15 protein-coding genes are annotated in these 18,067 nt (G+C 40.7%); all 15 read right to left on the bottom strand.

Going from position 1 to position 18,067, the window contains the following annotated elements; genetic code table 11:
- Window positions 1–295 precede the first annotated feature (295 nt).
- A complete protein-coding gene (gene holA / locus HT679_RS06905; RefSeq protein WP_173213746.1) occupies window positions 296–1,333 on the bottom strand; it encodes a DNA polymerase III subunit delta in 1,038 nt (345 codons plus the stop codon).
- A 32-nt stretch (window positions 1,334–1,365) separates the two neighbouring features.
- Entirely contained in the window at window positions 1,366–2,301 is a 936-nt protein-coding gene (locus HT679_RS06910; protein WP_173213748.1) for a dihydroorotate oxidase, read from the bottom strand.
- A 451-nt stretch (window positions 2,302–2,752) separates the two neighbouring features.
- Window positions 2,753–3,943, bottom strand: a complete 1,191-nt coding sequence (gene metK, locus HT679_RS06915; RefSeq protein WP_173213750.1) for a methionine adenosyltransferase — start codon at window positions 3,941–3,943, stop codon at window positions 2,753–2,755.
- A 369-nt stretch (window positions 3,944–4,312) separates the two neighbouring features.
- Window positions 4,313–5,656 carry a DEAD/DEAH box helicase gene (locus tag HT679_RS06920; RefSeq protein ID WP_173213752.1) on the bottom strand — a complete coding sequence of 448 codons (1,344 nt, stop codon included), beginning with the start codon at window positions 5,654–5,656 and terminating at the stop codon, window positions 4,313–4,315.
- Window positions 5,657–5,902: 246 nt separating this feature from the next.
- The gene (locus HT679_RS06925; protein ID WP_173213754.1) at window positions 5,903–6,718 is read right to left on the bottom strand and encodes an endonuclease/exonuclease/phosphatase family protein; all 816 of its coding nucleotides are present in this window, start codon (window positions 6,716–6,718) and stop codon (window positions 5,903–5,905) included.
- 51 nt (window positions 6,719–6,769) lie between these two features.
- Window positions 6,770–8,950 carry a PTS transporter subunit IIBC gene (locus tag HT679_RS06930; RefSeq protein ID WP_173213756.1) on the bottom strand — a complete coding sequence of 727 codons (2,181 nt, stop codon included), beginning with the start codon at window positions 8,948–8,950 and terminating at the stop codon, window positions 6,770–6,772.
- 418 nt (window positions 8,951–9,368) lie between these two features.
- The gene (ftsX, locus tag HT679_RS06935; protein WP_000625541.1) at window positions 9,369–10,295 is read right to left on the bottom strand and encodes a permease-like cell division protein FtsX; all 927 of its coding nucleotides are present in this window, start codon (window positions 10,293–10,295) and stop codon (window positions 9,369–9,371) included.
- Window positions 10,288–10,980: a cell division ATP-binding protein FtsE gene (gene ftsE / locus HT679_RS06940; protein WP_000022265.1), complete on the bottom strand. Its 693-nt coding sequence runs from the start codon at window positions 10,978–10,980 to the stop codon at window positions 10,288–10,290. Before ftsE ends, ftsX begins: the two co-directional genes overlap by 8 nt.
- A 17-nt stretch (window positions 10,981–10,997) precedes the next feature.
- A protein-coding gene (gene prfB, locus HT679_RS06945; protein WP_100127798.1) for a peptide chain release factor 2 occupies window positions 10,998–12,093 on the bottom strand; the annotation gives its coding sequence in 2 pieces (ribosomal slippage) (window positions 10,998–12,020 and window positions 12,022–12,093; 1,095 coding nt in all).
- A 106-nt stretch (window positions 12,094–12,199) separates the two neighbouring features.
- Window positions 12,200–12,856, bottom strand: a complete 657-nt coding sequence (locus tag HT679_RS06950; protein ID WP_000268665.1) for a CBS domain-containing protein — start codon at window positions 12,854–12,856, stop codon at window positions 12,200–12,202.
- A 467-nt stretch (window positions 12,857–13,323) separates the two neighbouring features.
- Window positions 13,324–14,034, bottom strand: coding sequence for an ABC transporter ATP-binding protein (locus tag HT679_RS06955; protein WP_000062200.1), 711 nt, complete (start codon window positions 14,032–14,034; stop codon window positions 13,324–13,326).
- Window positions 14,034–14,798, bottom strand: a complete 765-nt coding sequence (locus HT679_RS06960; RefSeq protein WP_001185995.1) for an ABC transporter ATP-binding protein — start codon at window positions 14,796–14,798, stop codon at window positions 14,034–14,036. Before HT679_RS06960 ends, HT679_RS06955 begins: the two co-directional genes overlap by 1 nt.
- On the bottom strand, window positions 14,798–15,754 hold the full coding sequence (locus tag HT679_RS06965; protein ID WP_173213758.1) for a branched-chain amino acid ABC transporter permease: 957 nt from the start codon (window positions 15,752–15,754) through the stop codon (window positions 14,798–14,800). Before HT679_RS06965 ends, HT679_RS06960 begins: the two co-directional genes overlap by 1 nt.
- A gap of 3 nt (window positions 15,755–15,757) precedes the next feature.
- Entirely contained in the window at window positions 15,758–16,627 is an 870-nt protein-coding gene (locus HT679_RS06970; protein ID WP_000941427.1) for a branched-chain amino acid ABC transporter permease, read from the bottom strand.
- Between the two features lie 267 nt (window positions 16,628–16,894).
- The gene (locus tag HT679_RS06975; RefSeq protein WP_050236908.1) at window positions 16,895–18,055 is read right to left on the bottom strand and encodes an ABC transporter substrate-binding protein; all 1,161 of its coding nucleotides are present in this window, start codon (window positions 18,053–18,055) and stop codon (window positions 16,895–16,897) included.
- Window positions 18,056–18,067: the final 12 nt, after the last annotated feature.

Raw genomic sequence — 18,067 nt, forward strand, 5'->3', positions numbered from 1 at the left:
TCGAAAATCTCTTCAAACCGCGTCAACGTCGCCTTGCCGTAGATATGGTTACTGACTTCGTCAGTTCTATCCACAACCTCAAAACAGTGTTTTGAGCTGACTTCGTCAGTTTCATCCGCAACCTCAAAAACATGTTTTGAGCTGACTTCGTCAGTCTTATTTACAACCTCAAAGCAGTGCTTTGAGCAACCTGCGGCTAGTTTGCTCTTTGATTTTCATTGAGTATAAAACAAGCAAATCAGCAAGAAACCCACGACAAGATAATATTGACGCGGGTTGTAGTTTCAAAAAAATATCAATTTACCTGACTAGCAATCTGTAAGAGTGCCTTTTCAAAAAGGAAACCTTTTTCATAAAGACCTGTCTTAATCTGATAGTCTGTCTCAATCAAATAGGAAATAGCTTGCTTCAGAAAGCTCAAGGAAAGTCCTCGCGAATCCCTCAACGCAAACTTGATTTGATAGGGATTAAGATTACGTCCGAGAAAACTTCCTAGACTACTTCCAATCTGCGATTCTGTTTGCCCAGACTCCGACAAAATCTTCACCTGAGTAAAAGTCCGAAATTGTCCCAGCATGACTGCAATCAGTTTGATTTCATCTTCACCTTGCAAGGTCAAGTCCCTCACCAAATCTCGCGCCTGGTCCATCTTTTTAGTCAGAATAAACTGAGTTAAGTCAAAGATATTGTCCTGCAAGGTCTTGGGAATAGCGTTGACAATATCCTCTTCTTCGATAACAGAATCTGCCTTATAGGACTGTAAAAAGAGGAGATTTTTCTGAATTTCGCTAAATTGAAAACCAGATTTGATAAGGAGATTTTCAAAAGAATTATTGGCAAACTGCAGACCTTGTTTCTGGCTCCACTTTTGGAAATACTGGCGCAATTCTTGTTCTTTGGCTTCTACTGCGTCAAAAACCTTGGCATCACGCTTCAGTAATTTAACCAACCGTCTTTTACTATCCAGTTTTCCTTCCGCAAAGATCAACAACTTGGTTGTTGGCGAAGGATTGTCAAGGTATTCCTCAAACGACTTAAGCTCATCATCTGTTAAAAAGCGTTTCTTGGCTGTTGTCATATCAACAAAATGATCCAATATCACGATTTTCTCATCCGCAAAGAAAGGAAGGCTGACTAACTCCAGTTCCACATCCTTGTAAACTACTTCTTTCATATCAAAGTAGGCAAAGTTGAGGTCGGCAGAATCATAGCCAATCTGTTTCAATACTTGACTCTTCATCACTTCAAACTGACCCTGATCTGTCCCTGTAAATAGGCTTAGACTAGGTAAATTTGATAAAGTCAACTTCTGACTTTCTTCAATGGTTAGCATCTTCTCTCCTTTCTTCTGATTTTTTAATGAATTTAATCAATATAGCGCAATTCCCCACGGAAATCTTCTAAGCTCTCGTACCCTTTTTCCGCCATGATAGCTTTTAGTTCATTGGTAATACGTTCGAAAGCACCGACGCCTTCTTTGTGAAGGGTGGTTCCCACCTGTACCATACTGGCACCACAGAGGATGTGTTCAAAGGCATCACGACCAGTCAGAACTCCTCCTGTTCCGATGATTTGGATTTGAGGGTTTAAGCGTTGATAAAAGGCGTGAACATTAGCTAGAGCAGTCGGTTTGATATACTCCCCACCAATCCCACCGAAACCATTTTTAGGGCGAATAACGACAGATTCATCTTCTATATACAGTCCGTTTCCGATTGAGTTGACGCAGTTGACAAACTTGAGCGGATACTTGTTAAAAATAGCTGCCGCTTGGTCAAAGTGAACAATATCAAAATAAGGTGGAAGCTTAATTCCAAGAGGTTTTGTAAAGTAAGCAAATACTTCTGCCAAAATCCGGTCTGTTGTCTCAAAATCATAGGCAATCTGAGGTTTTCCTGGAACATTTGGACAGGAGAGGTTTAGCTCAGTCAGACCACGAAAATCACTCTCTTGGACTTTTTTCAAAATAGTATGGGTTTCCTCTGGAGACATGCCAACTAGAGATAAAAAGAAAGTTCGGTTCGGCTCTTTTTCCTGCAAGTCCAAAAGATAGTTCAAATAATAGTCTAAGCCCTTATTCGGCAAGCCCATAGAGTTGATAGAACCAAGTGGGACATCTTGATAGCGTGGCTCAGGATTTCCCTGACGGAAGTCCAAGGTTGCTGTCTTAGTGACAAAGGTTCCTGCCGCTGAGTTTTTAACCCCTTCTAGCTCCTCTATCGTCATACAAGCCACACCTGCTGCATTCATCAAGCAATTATCAAACTCAAAACCAGCAATTTGTGTTTTCGTTGATACCATGATTCTAATCCTCCAGATTCCTTTTATTGCTAATATTATACCACAGTTTTAATTCTAGGTTTACTAGATTCTATGGTTCTATCTATTTATTCGGAAAAGAAAGTCTAGTGCAGAAGTCATGCTATGGAAACAGCTAGTGTATTGGAAGTTTGAACAAGGTTTGGGTAACAGACTTTTGAATGAAGTCCAAGCAACAAGGAGAAATCTCAACCATGAGTCCATTCCATGACTCTGTTGCTCTAGAAAACCTTGCAATAGTCAAGTGATAACGAATAAAACTTTGGATTGAAATATCCCCATGATTATCTATTACGAGGAGAAATCTCAACCATTATCATTTTTAAAGAAATACATGTAAATCTCTACTTTCGCAAAATGGATTTTCAGAACAGTATCCCAGTATAGTTAAAAACCATAAAAAAGAGGGAGATTCCCTCTTTCTTCAATTCATTTATTTGACTGCTTCTTTCAAAGCGTTTACCTTGTCCAAGCGTTCCCATGGAAGGTCAATATCTGTACGTCCCATGTGTCCGTAAGCCGCTGTTTGACGGTAAATTGGGCGCTTGAGGTCCAGCATTTGAATAATTCCTGCAGGACGAAGGTCAAAGATTTGACGAGCCGCTTTTTCAAGCTTGCTTTCAGCTACTCTTCCTGTACCAAAGGTATCGATACGAACAGAAACAGGTTGGGCAACACCGATAGCGTAGGCCAATTGCACTTCCGCTTTCTTAGCCAGACCTGCTGCAACGATATTCTTTGCAATATAACGAGCTGCATAAGAGGCAGAACGGTCCACCTTAGTCGCATCTTTACCAGAGAAGGCACCGCCACCATGACGAGAGTAGCCACCATAGGTATCCACGATAATCTTACGACCAGTCAAACCTGAGTCTCCTTGAGGTCCACCGATTACAAAACGACCAGTAGGATTGATGAAGAATTTTGTTTGCTCATCCAAGTAAGAGGCTGGAATAACCTCTTTGATAACCTTATTAATGACATCATTGTGAATTTGCTCTTTGCTGACTTCTGGATCGTGCTGAGTTGAAATAACAACTGTGTCCACACGTACTGGACGGTCATTTTCATCATACTCAACTGTAACTTGTGATTTAGCATCTGGGCGAAGATAGCTGATTTCCCCAGATTTACGAAGATCTGCTAAACGACGAACTAACTTGTGGCTGAGTGAAATTGGCAATGGCATGAGCTCTTCTGTTTCATCCACTGCAAATCCAAACATGAGACCTTGGTCTCCAGCACCAATTAAGTCCAGCGGATCTTGGTCTGCATTTCCACGAACTTCTAAGGCTTCATTAACCCCTTGGGCGATATCCGGTGACTGCTCAACAAGTGACGGATGGACTCCCACCGTCTCTGCAGAAAATCCATACTCTGTATTGGTATAGCCAATCTCTGCAATGGTATCACGAACCACACGGTTAATGTCCACATAGGCATTTGTCGAAATTTCACCAAAAACATGGACAGAACCAGTATAAACAGCTGTCTCAGCAGCAACGTGCGCCTCTGGATCTTTGGCTAAAATAGCATCCAAAATCGCATCTGAAATTTGGTCTGCAATCTTATCTGGATGCCCCTCAGATACAGATTCAGACGTGAATAATTTACGTTCTGACATAAAAATGTCCCCCCTTAAAAATAGTGTTATAGAGTTACAAAGTACTGATAGAAATCCCTATCATCTACGAGTTGCGACGCGAAAGAAATAAAAACAATACTTTTTTATTTCTGAAACTAGTAAGGCGCATAGGGTGACCGCATTATAGCGGCAACCGTAGAATGACGAGCGACTACTTTGGAGCCGTCATTCTTTGCGAGTTGCGACTCGCAAGAAAAAATAGAAGTACCTACCATCTTATCGGGACTATATAACTTTATCATTATACCATTTTTAAACACAATTTGCAGTCTTTAATGTAGTGTTTCGGTTTAGATAGTTCGTTCTCATAAATCAAAAAGTTGGAGCTCAGCACTCCAACAATTACTATTAAAATGTTTGGCGTTTAGCTTTACGCTCTGCACGACCGCGAGCGCGATTTTCAGCACGCTTGGTTTTACGGCGCTTTTCATCAACCGCCCATTGAATTTTCTTCTTATAACCCGGTTTGACTTTTTTCTTTTTCTTTTTAACCAGACCAATCATTTCAATATCAAGCTTATCTTGTTTTTTCTCACGGTTGGCACGACGATCACGGTCATAGGTATCTTGAAATTCCCCGTCTTTGACCATCTTAGGAGTAAACTTGATTCCCAATTTCTCCAACTCACGGATATCCGAGTCATCGCTTGGCTGATAAAGGGTAATAGCTGTACCAGCTAGGCCATTGCGTCCAGTACGACCAACACGGTGCACAAAGAAAGATAAGTCTTGCGGAATGGCATCATTGATGACATGGCTAACACCTTCAATGTCAATCCCACGCGCCGCCAAGTCTGTTGCGACAATGTACTCAAAATCCAGATTATTCACCTGATTCATGATTCGCTTGCGCTCACGAGGAGCAATATCTCCATGAATCTTCGCTACCTTCAATCCTTGAGCAGTCAGATATGAATGTAATTCATCAGCACGTGTCTTAGTGTTGACAAAAATCATTGCCAAATAAGGCTGCATCAACTGAGTCAATTGATAAATTTGAGCATTCTTGTCACGTCCCTTAGTAGAAATCAACCAATTATCAATGGTATCAGAAATGACCGTTTTGGTCTTGATTTTCTCCATGACAGGATTTGACAAGTATTTTTTCAAGAATGGTTGCAACTTTTGTGGAATAGTCGCTGAGAAGACCATGAATTGCAGGTCCTTTGGAAGACTGCCAGCAATCTTATCAACAGTTTCCAAGAATCCCATATCCAAGGTCATATCTGCCTCATCGACCACAAAGGTCTTAGCCTTGTGAATAGCTAGGTCACCAGACTTAACTAAGTCATAAATACGGCCAGGCGTTCCGATAACAATATGAGGCTGCTTACTTGCCAATTTCTCAATCTGGCGAGCCTTATCTGTCCCCCCCACATAATTAACCACACGAACTTCCACTTCTGAGTGAGCTGAAATCTGACGAGCTGCTTGGTAAATTTGAGTAGCTAATTCACGACTCGGTGCAGTAATGACTGCTTGAACACTATCGCTGGCTTCATCTAATTGCTGGAAAATCGGCAATAGGAAAGTGTGAGTCTTACCCGAACCTGTTTTTGATTCTCCAACCAAATCTCGGCCTGACAGGACAATGGGAATCAACTTATCTTGTACCTCTGTTGGAGTTGTAAATTTCAACTCCTGCAGGGCTTCTCTAATATAGTTTTTAAATTGAAATTTCGTAAATGACATAATATCCTCGATTCTATCTATCTTACCAATTATACCATATTTTATTCCATTTCAGTAGCCTCACTTATTTATACTCAATGAAAATCAAAGAGCAAACTAGGAAGCTAGCCGCAGGCTGTACTTGAGTACGGCAAGGTGAAGCTGACGTGGTTTGAATTTGATTTTCGAAGAGTATTAGGCTATTTCCAGTAGCTTCTCTAATAAGAAAAAGGCTGGAATTTGTGAATCCCAACCTCTTTTCAGTTATTATTTCCAGTTTAAAATAGCACTCAAGCCATAGTGATCACTAACTTGCGGACTCTTGTTACCATCAAATACGACATGTAAATTTTCCACCGCTAACTCTTTGGTAGTAAAAACATAGTCGATCCGAAGGGGTTCAGTGTTCCCTTTCCATCCATCTATTTCTGGTGGAACAGTATAACTACCACTTTTCTCTTGAGCAACTTCAAATGCATCTTGTAAGCCTAATGGACTAGCTAAAATAGCTTGGTAGCCTTCCTGTCCAGCCGGATTGTTGAAATCTCCAGCTAGCAAAAGCGGCTTGTTCAATTCTTTCAAGACAGCCTCAAATCGTGCCCATTCTTCTTGGAAACCTTTATCCCACCAAGAAAGGTGGACACTTGAAACTGCAAGCTCCTTTCCATCAACTACAGTTTCAACCAAGGCAACACGGCGAGTATGATAGTCAGTTGGATCATCCACATCTGAAACTAAAATTTCTCTGGCTTCAATAGGTGTTTTAGACAAGATAGCCACACCTTCGTGGTAGCAATCATAACCGATATGGTTATAAGCCCAGGTCCAGTAGTAATTTTTCCCTTGCTCTGACAACTTTTCAACCAAGAGTCTAACATAGTGGTCTTGATGAATAGGCTCAGCTGCTGGCAAAGCTTGATAGAGATCATTAACCTCCACCTCTGGCGAAGTAATCTCCTGATTGATTTCTTGGAAACAAATCAAATCATAGTCTTTTTCAAGAATATCCTCAAGCAAAATCTGGAATTTTTCCTCTGCTTCTTTCTCCATCCAACTATGAGTATTGAGTGTTAAAAATTTCATTCTTTTCTCCCAAAATAAGAGGTTGGAATACAGCTTCCAACCTCAAGTATATTACAATTCTACTTTAGCAACTGCTGTTTTAGCTGCAAGAGAACCTGTTTTTTCTAATTTAACTGATTTAATTGCATCACCATTTGTGAAGACAACTACTGTTGAAGTTTCACGTCCTGCTGCACGGATAGCATCCAAGTCAGCTGTGACAAGGAGATCACCTGCTGCAACTTTTTGTCCTTCAGCAACATGAACTGTAAATGGTTTACCTTCAAGACTTACTGTGTCCAAACCAATGTGAACCAATACTTCAAGACCTGCTGCAGTCACAATACCAAGAGCATGTTTTGTTGGGAAGATGCTTGATACAGTACCTGAAACTGGAGATACAATATTTCCATTTGCAGGTTCTACTGCAAATCCATCACCCATCATTTTTTGAGCAAATACTGGATCTTTTACTTGTTCCAAAGCAACAACTTGACCGTCTGCTACTGAGTAAACTTCCTCAGTAAGACCTTTGAAGTGAACAGTGTTTTGTTGTGCTTCAGTCATTTGGCTTGGAAGAGTTTCAGGAATGATTTCACCTGAATCAAGGATATCTTGGATATCAGATTTCAATACGTCAGCTTTTGGTCCGTAGATAGCTTGAACCCCTTGTCCTTTCATGACAAGACCCATAGCTCCTTCTGCTTTCCATTGCTCTGCATTTCCTACTTTATCTGCATCTTTAACAGTAACACGGAGACGAGTCATACATGCATCAACATCAACGATGTTTGCGCGTCCACCAAGAAGGTTGATAATGTTTACAGCTTGAGAACCTGCTGCAACTTTCACTTCACTGCTAGCTTCTTCTGAACCTTCAGCAGTCTCATAGTTTCCGTTACGTCCTGGAGTTGCGTAGTTGAATTTTTGAATCATGAAGTTTGCGATAAAGTACATGATTACAGCAAAGAGAACAGTTACCCAAATGAAGTTAATGATATCCATACCGATACCAGCACTGATTGCAATAGGTGTACGAGTCAAGAACTCGATTGAACCGAATGAGTGCATACGTAGGTTTACGACATCAGCCATAGCAAAGGCTGCACCTTGAACAAGTGAGTAAACAAGATACATAGGTGTTGCGACGAACATGAACATGTATTCGATTGGTTCAGTAACCCCTGTCAAGAATGTTGCAAGAGCTGTCGCAATCATCATACCTTTGTATTTGTGTTTCTTGTCAGCATCAACATTACGGTAGATAGCCACAACCACACCCATCAAGATACCGAATGAACCAATCATTTGTCCAACTTTGAAACGAGCTGGATGTACTGTATCTAACAAGTGTTGGTATTGACTAGCATCAGTACCTTTAAGGTTTACAAGGTCTGTTACCCACGCAAGCCAAAGTGGATCTTGACCAAATACTTGGCTACCTTTAGCTGCACCAGTTAGGACCTCATAAGTACCACCAAGAGCTGTGTAGTTCATTGGGATAGTCAACATGTGGTGAAGACCAAATGGTAAGAGCAAACGTTCCAATGTACCATACAAGAATGGTGCAAGGATTGGAGCAGTTTCTTGTGAGTTAGCAATCCAGATACCAAAGCTATTGATACCAGTTTGCACAAGTGGCCAGAAAGCTGCAAGTACAATTGCAGCAATTATTGAACGAAGAATAACTACAAATGGTACAAAACGTTTTCCGTTAAAGAATGAAAGTGCATCAGGAAGCTTACGGAAGTTATAGTATTTATTGTAAGCAGTTGCTCCAATAAAACCAGAAATAATCCCTACGAAGACACCCATGTTCAATGCTGGGGCTTCCATAACACTAATGAAGTAATCAGCAACTTTGATTTGCCCACCCAATAGTGTTGAAACCATAGCATCTGGATTTTTCAACATATCGCCTGATACACCAAAGATTGTACCAGTGATACGGTTAATCAAGATGAAGGCAAGACCAGCGGCGAAAGCACCACCAGCACGTTCTTTAGCCCAGCTTCCTCCAATAGCGAGGGCGAACAAGATATGAAGGTTAACGATAACCCCCCAACCGATTTGCTCTAGTACACCACCAGTAATAACGAGTGGTGCAAAGGTTGGGTTAATCATCACGATAGACTTACCGATTGAAATCATCAAACCAGCAGCCGGCATAACCGCGATAACCACCATCAAAGCCTTACCGAATTTTTGCCAAAATTCGAAAGACAAGACATTTTTGAATGTATCTTTCATCATTCAAATCTCCTTTATTTTTATTTAGGCAAACGTTTTACGAAAACGTTTGCACCTTTTATGATTTAATTATACCACTTTAATTTTTTTTGTAAAGGCTTTTATTCAAAAAAATACTCTTTTTTCAAAAAAATTTCTAGTGCCAAATTTCAAGTTCAAGTTAGCCATCAAAAAGTCTTCTCCGGGCGACTTCTTGATACTCTTCGAAAATCTCTTCAAACCACGTCAGCGTCGCCTTACCGTATATATGGGACTGACTTCGTCAGTCTTATCTACAACCTCAAAACAGTATTTTGAGCATCCTGTGGCGAGCTACCTAGTTTGCTCTTTGATTTCCATTGAGTATTAGAAGTCCCTTTTCAAAAACTCTTGTAGCAAAAAAGGAGATTTTACAACCTCCTCATAAAAATAATTATTTTACCTAAATCTTCAAGAATCGGCGCATGGAAATTCCTGATCCCAGTGAACCAATGAAAATTCCAATCACAAATAGTAGGGCAATCATCAAAGGACTAAATAAATCTGGACTAATCATGGATAGATTTTGTCCTACCAACGATTTATTGACAGATTGGTAAACCATTTGATAAACAATAAAGACTAAAACAGATGGTGCGATAGCTCCCAATAAACCGATAAAGGCTCCTTCTAACAAGAACGGTCCACGAATATAACTGTTTTTAGCTCCGACCAAGCGCATGATTTGAATCTCGCGACTGCGGGAAATAATGGTAATACGAATGGTATTTGAAATCAAGAAAACTGCGACAAAAATTAACAAAGCAGCAATCCCTAGTCCCCAAACACGGATAAATGAAGCTAACTTGAAGAGTCTTTCTGTATTGGCACCGCCATCTTGAACCTCAGAGACACCTTCAATTTTTTTAGCATCTTCGGCTATAGTTTTTACATCATTTGGAGTGTTTGCCTCTACAATATAGGCATCATAGAGAGGATTGGCATCTCCTTCAAAGATTTTCCAGTTATCTCCCATTGTCTCGGTTAACTTTTCATATTGTTCTTCTTTACTTGAAAAGGTAACACTCTTAACCGTAGACATGTTCTTCAAAGAATCATATACCTTGTGGTAGTCATTATTTGTAACAGTTTGACCTTCTTTTTCAATTGTCTGACTGTTATCTTCCACATCCTTTCGGATATAAACTACTACACGGACATTATTTTCAATATCTGTAGCTAGTTTCGCTGTATTGAAAATAACAGAAGCAAATATTGCCACCAAGGTCAAAGTAATCATGACTGAACTGACAGCAGCTACTGTCATCCAACCATTTCGTTTCAAACTTTTTAAGGCTTCAAATAAATGGCGAAAAAATCTACTAATCATCGTATCCATACTCTCCTTTTGATTCGTCACGAACGACACGGCCATTTTCAATGGCAATGACACGGTGGCGCAAGGTATTTACAATCTGGCTATTATGAGTCGCCATCAAAATAGTTGTCCCTTGTAGGTTAATCCGTTCCAAAAGATTCATAATTTCCCATGAATTATCCGGATCTAGGTTTCCTGTTGGTTCATCGGCTATCAGTACTTTGGGATTATTTACAATAGCACGCGCAATCGCAATCCGCTGTTGCTCCCCACCTGAGAGCTCATTTGGGAAAGAACGAACCTTGTGCTTCAAGCCAACCAAGTCCAAAACTTCCATCACTCGTTTTTTGATATTACGGCGATTTTCCCCGATTACTTCCATAGCGTAAGCAATATTCTCATAAACCGTTTTCTTTGGCAACAGTTTATAATCCTGGAAGACAACCCCAACACTACGACGTAGAAGCGGGACATCTTTCTTTTTAATCTTAACCAGATTAAAACCAGCAACTGATAGGCTTCCTTTATCGATTTTTACTTCACGATACAGAGAACGAATAAAAGTTGACTTCCCTGCTCCTGAAGGTCCTACGATGTAAGCAAATTCCCCCGGTTGAACGCTGACCGAAACACCGCGTAGGGCAGTCGTTCCGTTGTCGTATTTTTTGACGACATCTCTCATTTCAATGATTGACATGTGACTTCCTTTCTATCTTAGCTAATGCGCCACTTGAGATAGGCATCGATAAAACCATCTAGGTCCCCATCCATAACCTTATCTACCTGAGCAACTTCAAAGCTAGTTCGGTGATCTTTTACCATAGTATAAGGCGTGAAGACATAAGAACGGATTTGGCTTCCCCATGTGATTTCTTTTTTCTCACCCTTGAGGGAATCTACCTCCGCAGCCTTCTTCTCTTGCTCCATTTGATAGAGCTTAGCCTGCAACATTTTCATGGCACGATCTCTATTTCCATACTGGGTCCGATCCACTGTTGATTGAACAACAATTCCAGTTGGAATGTGGGTCAGACGCACACCTGTTGAAACCTTGTTGACGTTTTGTCCACCGGCACCACCTGAACGGAAGGTATCCATCTTGATATCATCTTCACGGATTTCCACTTCAATAGTATCATCCAATTCTGGCATCACTTCTACAGATGTGAAAGAGGTATGGCGACGTTTAGCAGAGTCAAACGGCGAAATTCGCACCAAACGGTGAACTCCCATTTCTGACTTGAGAAGACCATAGGCATTAGGCCCTTCAAATGATAAGGTCACCGACTTAATACCAGCCTCATCACCTGCTTGATAATCCAATACTTCTACTTTAAAACCTTTAGCATTGCCATAGCGAGTATACATACGCAGCAACATATCACCCCAGTCCTGAGCCTCTGTACCACCAGAACCTGGATGGATTTCCAAGATGGCATTGTTGTGGTCATAAGGTTCCGACAAGAGAAGCGTCATCTCATAGCTGGTCATCATCTTATCAAGTTCGGCTAACTGCTCTACCAGTTCTTCTTGAACCGACTCGTCTTCTGCTAAAAAGTCCAATAAAATTTCAACTTCATCCTGCAACTCTTCCATCTTATGGAAGGTATTATAGGTGTTTTTTAATTCATTTAATTCTTGCGACGTTTTTTGGGCCGCGATATTATCGTTCCAAAAATCAGGTTCTGTCATCTTGTTTTCCAAGATGGCAATCTCTTCCTCTAGACCTTCTAGGTCAAAGAGACCCCCTGAAAGAAGCTAATTTTTCACGATTTGCGTCAATTTTTTGACGGATTACTGAAATGTCCATAAATACTCCTTTTTTACATCATTTCATTATAGCATATTTTATCATTTCTTTCCATCTTTTGCTCTAGTCCCTTTTTATGAAAAAAGAAGCCTTTCGGCTTCCCTTCCTACAAGACTTTTGCTGAAGTGCGAGTGATTTCTTCCACTTGAATGCCATTTGCTTCAAATTTTTCTTTCAAGGCTGGTAAATCAATTGATCCATCGATTTGAACTTCGATAATCACCTTACCATCCTTACGCGGAATATTGACTGTATGCGAAATATTCAAATTTTCTTCAACGATTAGAGAAACAATCTTACCAAGGACACCAACTTCATCTTCTGTAACAAAGCGCACACGAATTCCTTCTTCTCCATAACCAGCAATTTCGAGAAAGGCTTGGAAAACGTCACGGTCCGTAATAACCCCATAGACTTGATGGTTATCTACGACAGGAAGAATACCAATCTTGTTTTTCAACATCAGATAAGTTGCATCTTCTAGACTCGCATAGCCTGAGACAGTGACAACATCGCGAATCATGACATCTTTTACTTTTGTCTTATTCAGAAGATAATTCATCTCATAGATAGAAAGACTGGTTGCTTTTGATGGACTTGCTTGGGCAATGGTTCCCTCAGTCACCAAACCAACTAATTGATCATTTTCGATAACAGGCAAGCGGTGCAACCCTTGCTCTCTCATCAAATCTGCTGCATGAGATACTGTTGTATCTGGACTAATATACACTACCTTGCGGGTCATAAAATCTTTAACTGCCATGAGACTTCTCCTTTTCTATTCTTATCCCTATTATACAATCTTTTTGTAAATCTATCAAACGCTTACATTTCTTTTTCAAAATTCAGAAAAGTATGAATAAGCTAGCAAAAAGAGCTCTAAAATCGAGCTCTGTGAATGAAGGATAGGTACGCTTCATTCGGTTTTTTCAATTATTAGAAATTAATTTTTCAATGTAGATGAAGATTGCTTTGCAATCTCTATCCGCAACCTAAACTAGTCTCCCAGACTATGCGAAGATTACTTCGTAATCCTTATCCACCGACTAAAACAATCCACTGGATTCTGATGATTGCTTCGCAATCTCTATCTGCCGACTAAAAAGGTTCCCCGGACTATAATGATGATTACTTCGTAATCTTCATTTGCAACCTAAACTAGTCTCCCAGACTATGCGAAGATTGCTTCGCAATCTTCATCTGCCGACTAAAACAATCCACTGGATTGTTTTAGCCACCTAGATACGCTTTTCTTACTTCTTCTGATGAGGCGAGTTCTTTTCCTGTTCCTGATAGGACGATTTTGCCTGTTTCCAGTACATAGCCTCGGTCAGAGATTGCGAGTGCCTTATTGGCATTTTGTTCAATCAAGAGGACAGTTGTCCCTTGCTTCTGGATATCTTGAATGATATCAAAAATCTCTTGGATAAAGATTGGGGCAAGTCCCATTGATGGTTCATCTAAAAGAAGAAGTTTTGGTGTTGACATAAGAGCGCGTCCCATGGCAAGCATTTGTTGTTCCCCCCCTGAAAGAGTTGCTGCATCTTGGTTCTTCCGTTCTTCAAGACGAGGAAAGCGTGAGAAAACCTTCTTCAAGTTAGCTTGATTTTCTTCACGATTTTTCTTTAAGAAAGCTCCCATTTCAAGATTTTCCATAACAGTCAAGCCAGGGAAGACGTGGCGTCCTTCTGGTACTTGTGAAAGGCCACCTGCTACGATTTTCTGAGCCGGCATTTTTTGGATTTCTTGACCTAAAAATTCAATTTTTCCTGAACTCGGTCTAACCAAACCAGACAAGGTACGGAGAATGGTTGTCTTACCTGCACCATTGGCACCGATAAGTGAAACTACCTCTCCTTCATTCACTTCAAAGCTTACATCACGGACTGCTTGGATCATACCGTAATGTACAGAAAGATTATCAACTTTTAACATAGACATTAGGCTTCACCTCCTAGATAAGCTTCGATAACGCGTTTATTGGTCTTAATTTCGTCTGGAGTTCCTTGAGCAATTAAACGACCATATTCAAGTACGTAGATACGTTCTGTAACTTCCATGACCAGATTCATATCGTGTTCAATCAGCATGATCGTAATCTTAAATTCATCTTTGATACGACGAATTAACTCAGTCAATTCGGCTGTTTCCTGTGGGTTCATACCTGCTGCTGGTTCATCTAAAAAGAGAATTTTAGGTTCCGTAGCAAGGGCACGAACAATTTCCAAACGACGTTGTTGTCCGTAGGCAAGGTTTTTAGCAAGAGTTTCTGCATCACCATCTAAATCAAAGATTTTAAGCAATTCCAAAGCCTTAGCCTTTAATTCTTTTTCACTCTTGTAAAAAGCTGGTAAGCGCAAAAAACTAGCAAAAACATGTTGTTTGTGATGGTTGCCAAAAGCAATCAAAACATTATCCAAAACTGTTAAATCTTTAAAGAGACGGATATTTTGGAAAGTACGACCAAGTCCCAAAGAAGCAATCTTATAAGGTGCCTTCCCATTTAAAAGGTGACCATCTAGGGTTACTGTCCCCTCACTTGGTTCATAAACACCCGTCAAAAGGTTGAAAAGAGTGGTTTTCCCAGCTCCGTTTGGACCGATTAGTCCAACCAATTCCCCTTCGTTCAATTCAAGAGTCACATCTCCAACAGCTGTTAGACCGCCAAAATGTTTGGTTAACTGTTTTACTTCAAGTAATGCCATTAGTTTTGTTCCTCCTTCTTAGATTTTTTAAAGAAACGTGATAGGCTCAATTCCCACGTTCCAAGAAGTCCCCCTGGTCTGAAAATCATTACCAATACCAAGGCCAAAGCGTAGATAATCATACGCACGCTGGCAACATCTTGGAGAAGCATATTCAAAATTCCCAGAACAATAGCCGATACAATCGCACCTGTAATGGAACCAAGTCCGCCAAATACAACAATGATCAAAACGTTGATTGAGTTGATGAAAGTGTAATCTTTCGGTACAACTGAACCGATAAATCCTGCCTGAAGTGACCCTGCAATACTTGCAGTAATAGCACCAAAGACAAAGGCGATGATTTTAATTTTAGTCGTATTAACCCCAACTGACTCAGCAGCGATTTCATCCTCACGAACAGAGAGGGTTGAACGACCAATTGGGCTACGCAAGAAGTTCAAGGTTGCAACGGTTGTAATCACGACAAAGAAGTAAACCATTTGCCAAGTTGTAAAGTTTGGAATTCCCAAGATACCTGCCGCACCATTTGTAAGGCTTCCGCCATTGATGATAAAGATACGGATAATTTCAGAAACACCTAGAGTAGCTACCGCAAGATAGTCCCCCTTCAAACGCAAGGTTGGAATGCCGACAAGCAAGGCAACCGCTCCTGAAAGTAAAGCCCCTATCAGCATAGCTCCAAAGAAGGCACCGTAGGTCGGTAATTTAGAACCAATAATAGCTGCTGCATAGGCACCAATCGCCATGAAACCAGCATGACCAAGTGAAAATTGTCCTGAAAAACCAACGATTAAGTTGAGACCAACAGCCAGAATAATATTGATTCCAATTTGTTGTAAAATCTGTACATAGAACAGGTTGAGTACTCCAACTGAAACCAGTACACTAATCAAGCCATAACCAGCTAACAAAAGGAGTAACCATAGAATATTAACTTTTAAATTTTCCTTCATCGTTTACACCTTCTCTTTCACATTTTTACCAAGGATACCAGCTGGGCGGACAATCAAGATCAACAACAAGATTCCATAAACAATGGCATCACGGAAGTCTGACATCCCAAAGGCTGTCGCAAAGGTTTCTAATAGACCAATTACAAATCCACCAAGCGCCGCACCAGGAATGATTCCGATACCACCAAGTACTGCGGCAACGAAAGACTTAAGACCTGGAGTAACTCCCATCAAAGGCTCAAGAGAGTTATAATAGAGGGCAATCAGAACACCAGCCGCACCCGCAAGAGCAGAACCCAAAGCGAAGGTAAAGCTGATAGTACGGTTTACATTGATCCCCATCAATTGCGCCGCATCGCTATCTACTGATACCGCACGCATGGCTTTCCCCATCTTGGTCTTTTGAACAATGACTTGTAACAAAATCATCAAAATCAAGGAAATGGCCAAGATCATTAACTGCACGTTTGTTAGGCTAACTGGTCCCAAATCATAGCGAACTGTTTGAATCGCTTGAGGGAAGGCACGGGTATTGGCACCAACCAGATAGACCATGCCATACTCCAATAGGAAAGAAACCCCAATAGCTGTAATCAAAACAGCAATACGAGTAGAGTGACGCAAAGGTCGGTAAGCAAGGAACTCAATCACGACACCAAGAATGGCTGTCGCTAGCATAGCTACAATAAGCGCTACAAAGAAATTCATTTGGAAAGAATTAATCAAGAAATAACCGATAAAGGCTCCCATCATATAAATATCACCGTGGGCGAAATTGATGAGCTTGATAATTCCGTAAACCATGGTATATCCTAGGGCTAACAGCGCATAAACACTACCTAGAATCAAACCATTTACTAGTTGTTGGAGCATAAGATTCACTCTTTCTATATATAATTCCGAGGGTTTTCCCTCACTTTTTGATAGGTTCTTATACTCAATGAAAATCAAAGAGCAAACTAGGAAACTAGCCGCAGGTTGCTCAAAGCACTGCTTTGAGGTTGTAGATAAGACTGACGAAGTCAGTCACATATATAATCCAAGGCGACGTTGACGCAGTTTGAAGAGATTTTCGAAGAGTATTAAATATCGAAACAGGGAGTGAGTCCGAGGCTCATTCCCTATTTCAACATTTTTCTATTATGGTTTTACAACTTCTGCTGCTTCAACTTTACCATTGTTCATGGTCATCATGTAAGCAGTTTTGACTGTGTTGTGGTCTGCATCGAAGCTTGTTTGACCAGTTACACCTTCAAAATCTTTTGTTTTAGCAAGGTTATCCTTGATTTCACCTGAATTTTTAGCACCTTTTGCTGCGTTTGCTACAAGGTGAACTGAATCATAAGCCAAGGCTGCAAATGTTGAAGGCTCTTCATTGTACTTAGCACGGTAAGCGTCAAGGAAGGCTTTAGCTTTAGCTGAAACTTCTACAGTAGTTGAGAAGCCTGAGATAAAGTAGATGTTTGATGCTTTTTCAGCAGTTGCTTGTTGTACAAACTCCTCACCGTTGAATCCATCACCACCAACGATTGGTTTGTCAATTCCCATACCACGCGCTTGGTTTACAATTTTACCAGCTTCAGTGTAGTAACCAGGGACGATGATAGCATCAAAATCTTTCCCTTTCATTTTTGTAAGGGCTGCTTGGAAGTCTGTGTCACCTGCTACAAAAGTTTCATCTGCAACGATCTCACCCTTGTAAGCTTCACGGAAGGCTTTGGCAATACCTTTAGCATAGTCACTGGCATTGTCAGTGTAAAGAACCACTTTCTTAGCATTTAATTTTTCAGAAACATAGTTTGAGATAATTTTTCCTTGGAAGCTATCTTGGAAAGTTCCAATAAAGAGGTAATCTTGACCTTTAGTCAATCCATCTTGAGTCGCACTTGGTGAGATCAATGGGACACCTGCTTTTGTAGCATTCGCTACCGCAGCTGCAGTTGCACCAGATGTCGCAGGTCCTACGATTGCTGATACCTTAGATTGGGTTACAAGGTTAGTTGTTACTGAAGCAGCCTCTGCTGTTTCAGACTTGTTATCTTTATCGACTACTTCGATTTGTTTTCCATCGATACCACCTGCTGCATTGATTTCGTCAACAGCAAGTTGGGCACCTTTTTGTTCAGATGTTCCGTAGGCAGCTACGGCACCAGTTTCTTCGAAGTTAAATCCGATTTTAATTGTCTTTTCCTCTACTGAGTTACCAGCAGTGTTGACTGCTCCAGACTTCACTTCTCCACAGGCTGCAAGAAGTGCTACACTTGCAAGCGCCACAAACGATAGGGCAAATTTTTTCTTCATCTTTTTTGTCTC

Origin of the sequence: Streptococcus sp. 4886 (assembly GCF_013276485.1) — a bacterium.
Taxonomy (GTDB): domain Bacteria; phylum Bacillota; class Bacilli; order Lactobacillales; family Streptococcaceae; genus Streptococcus.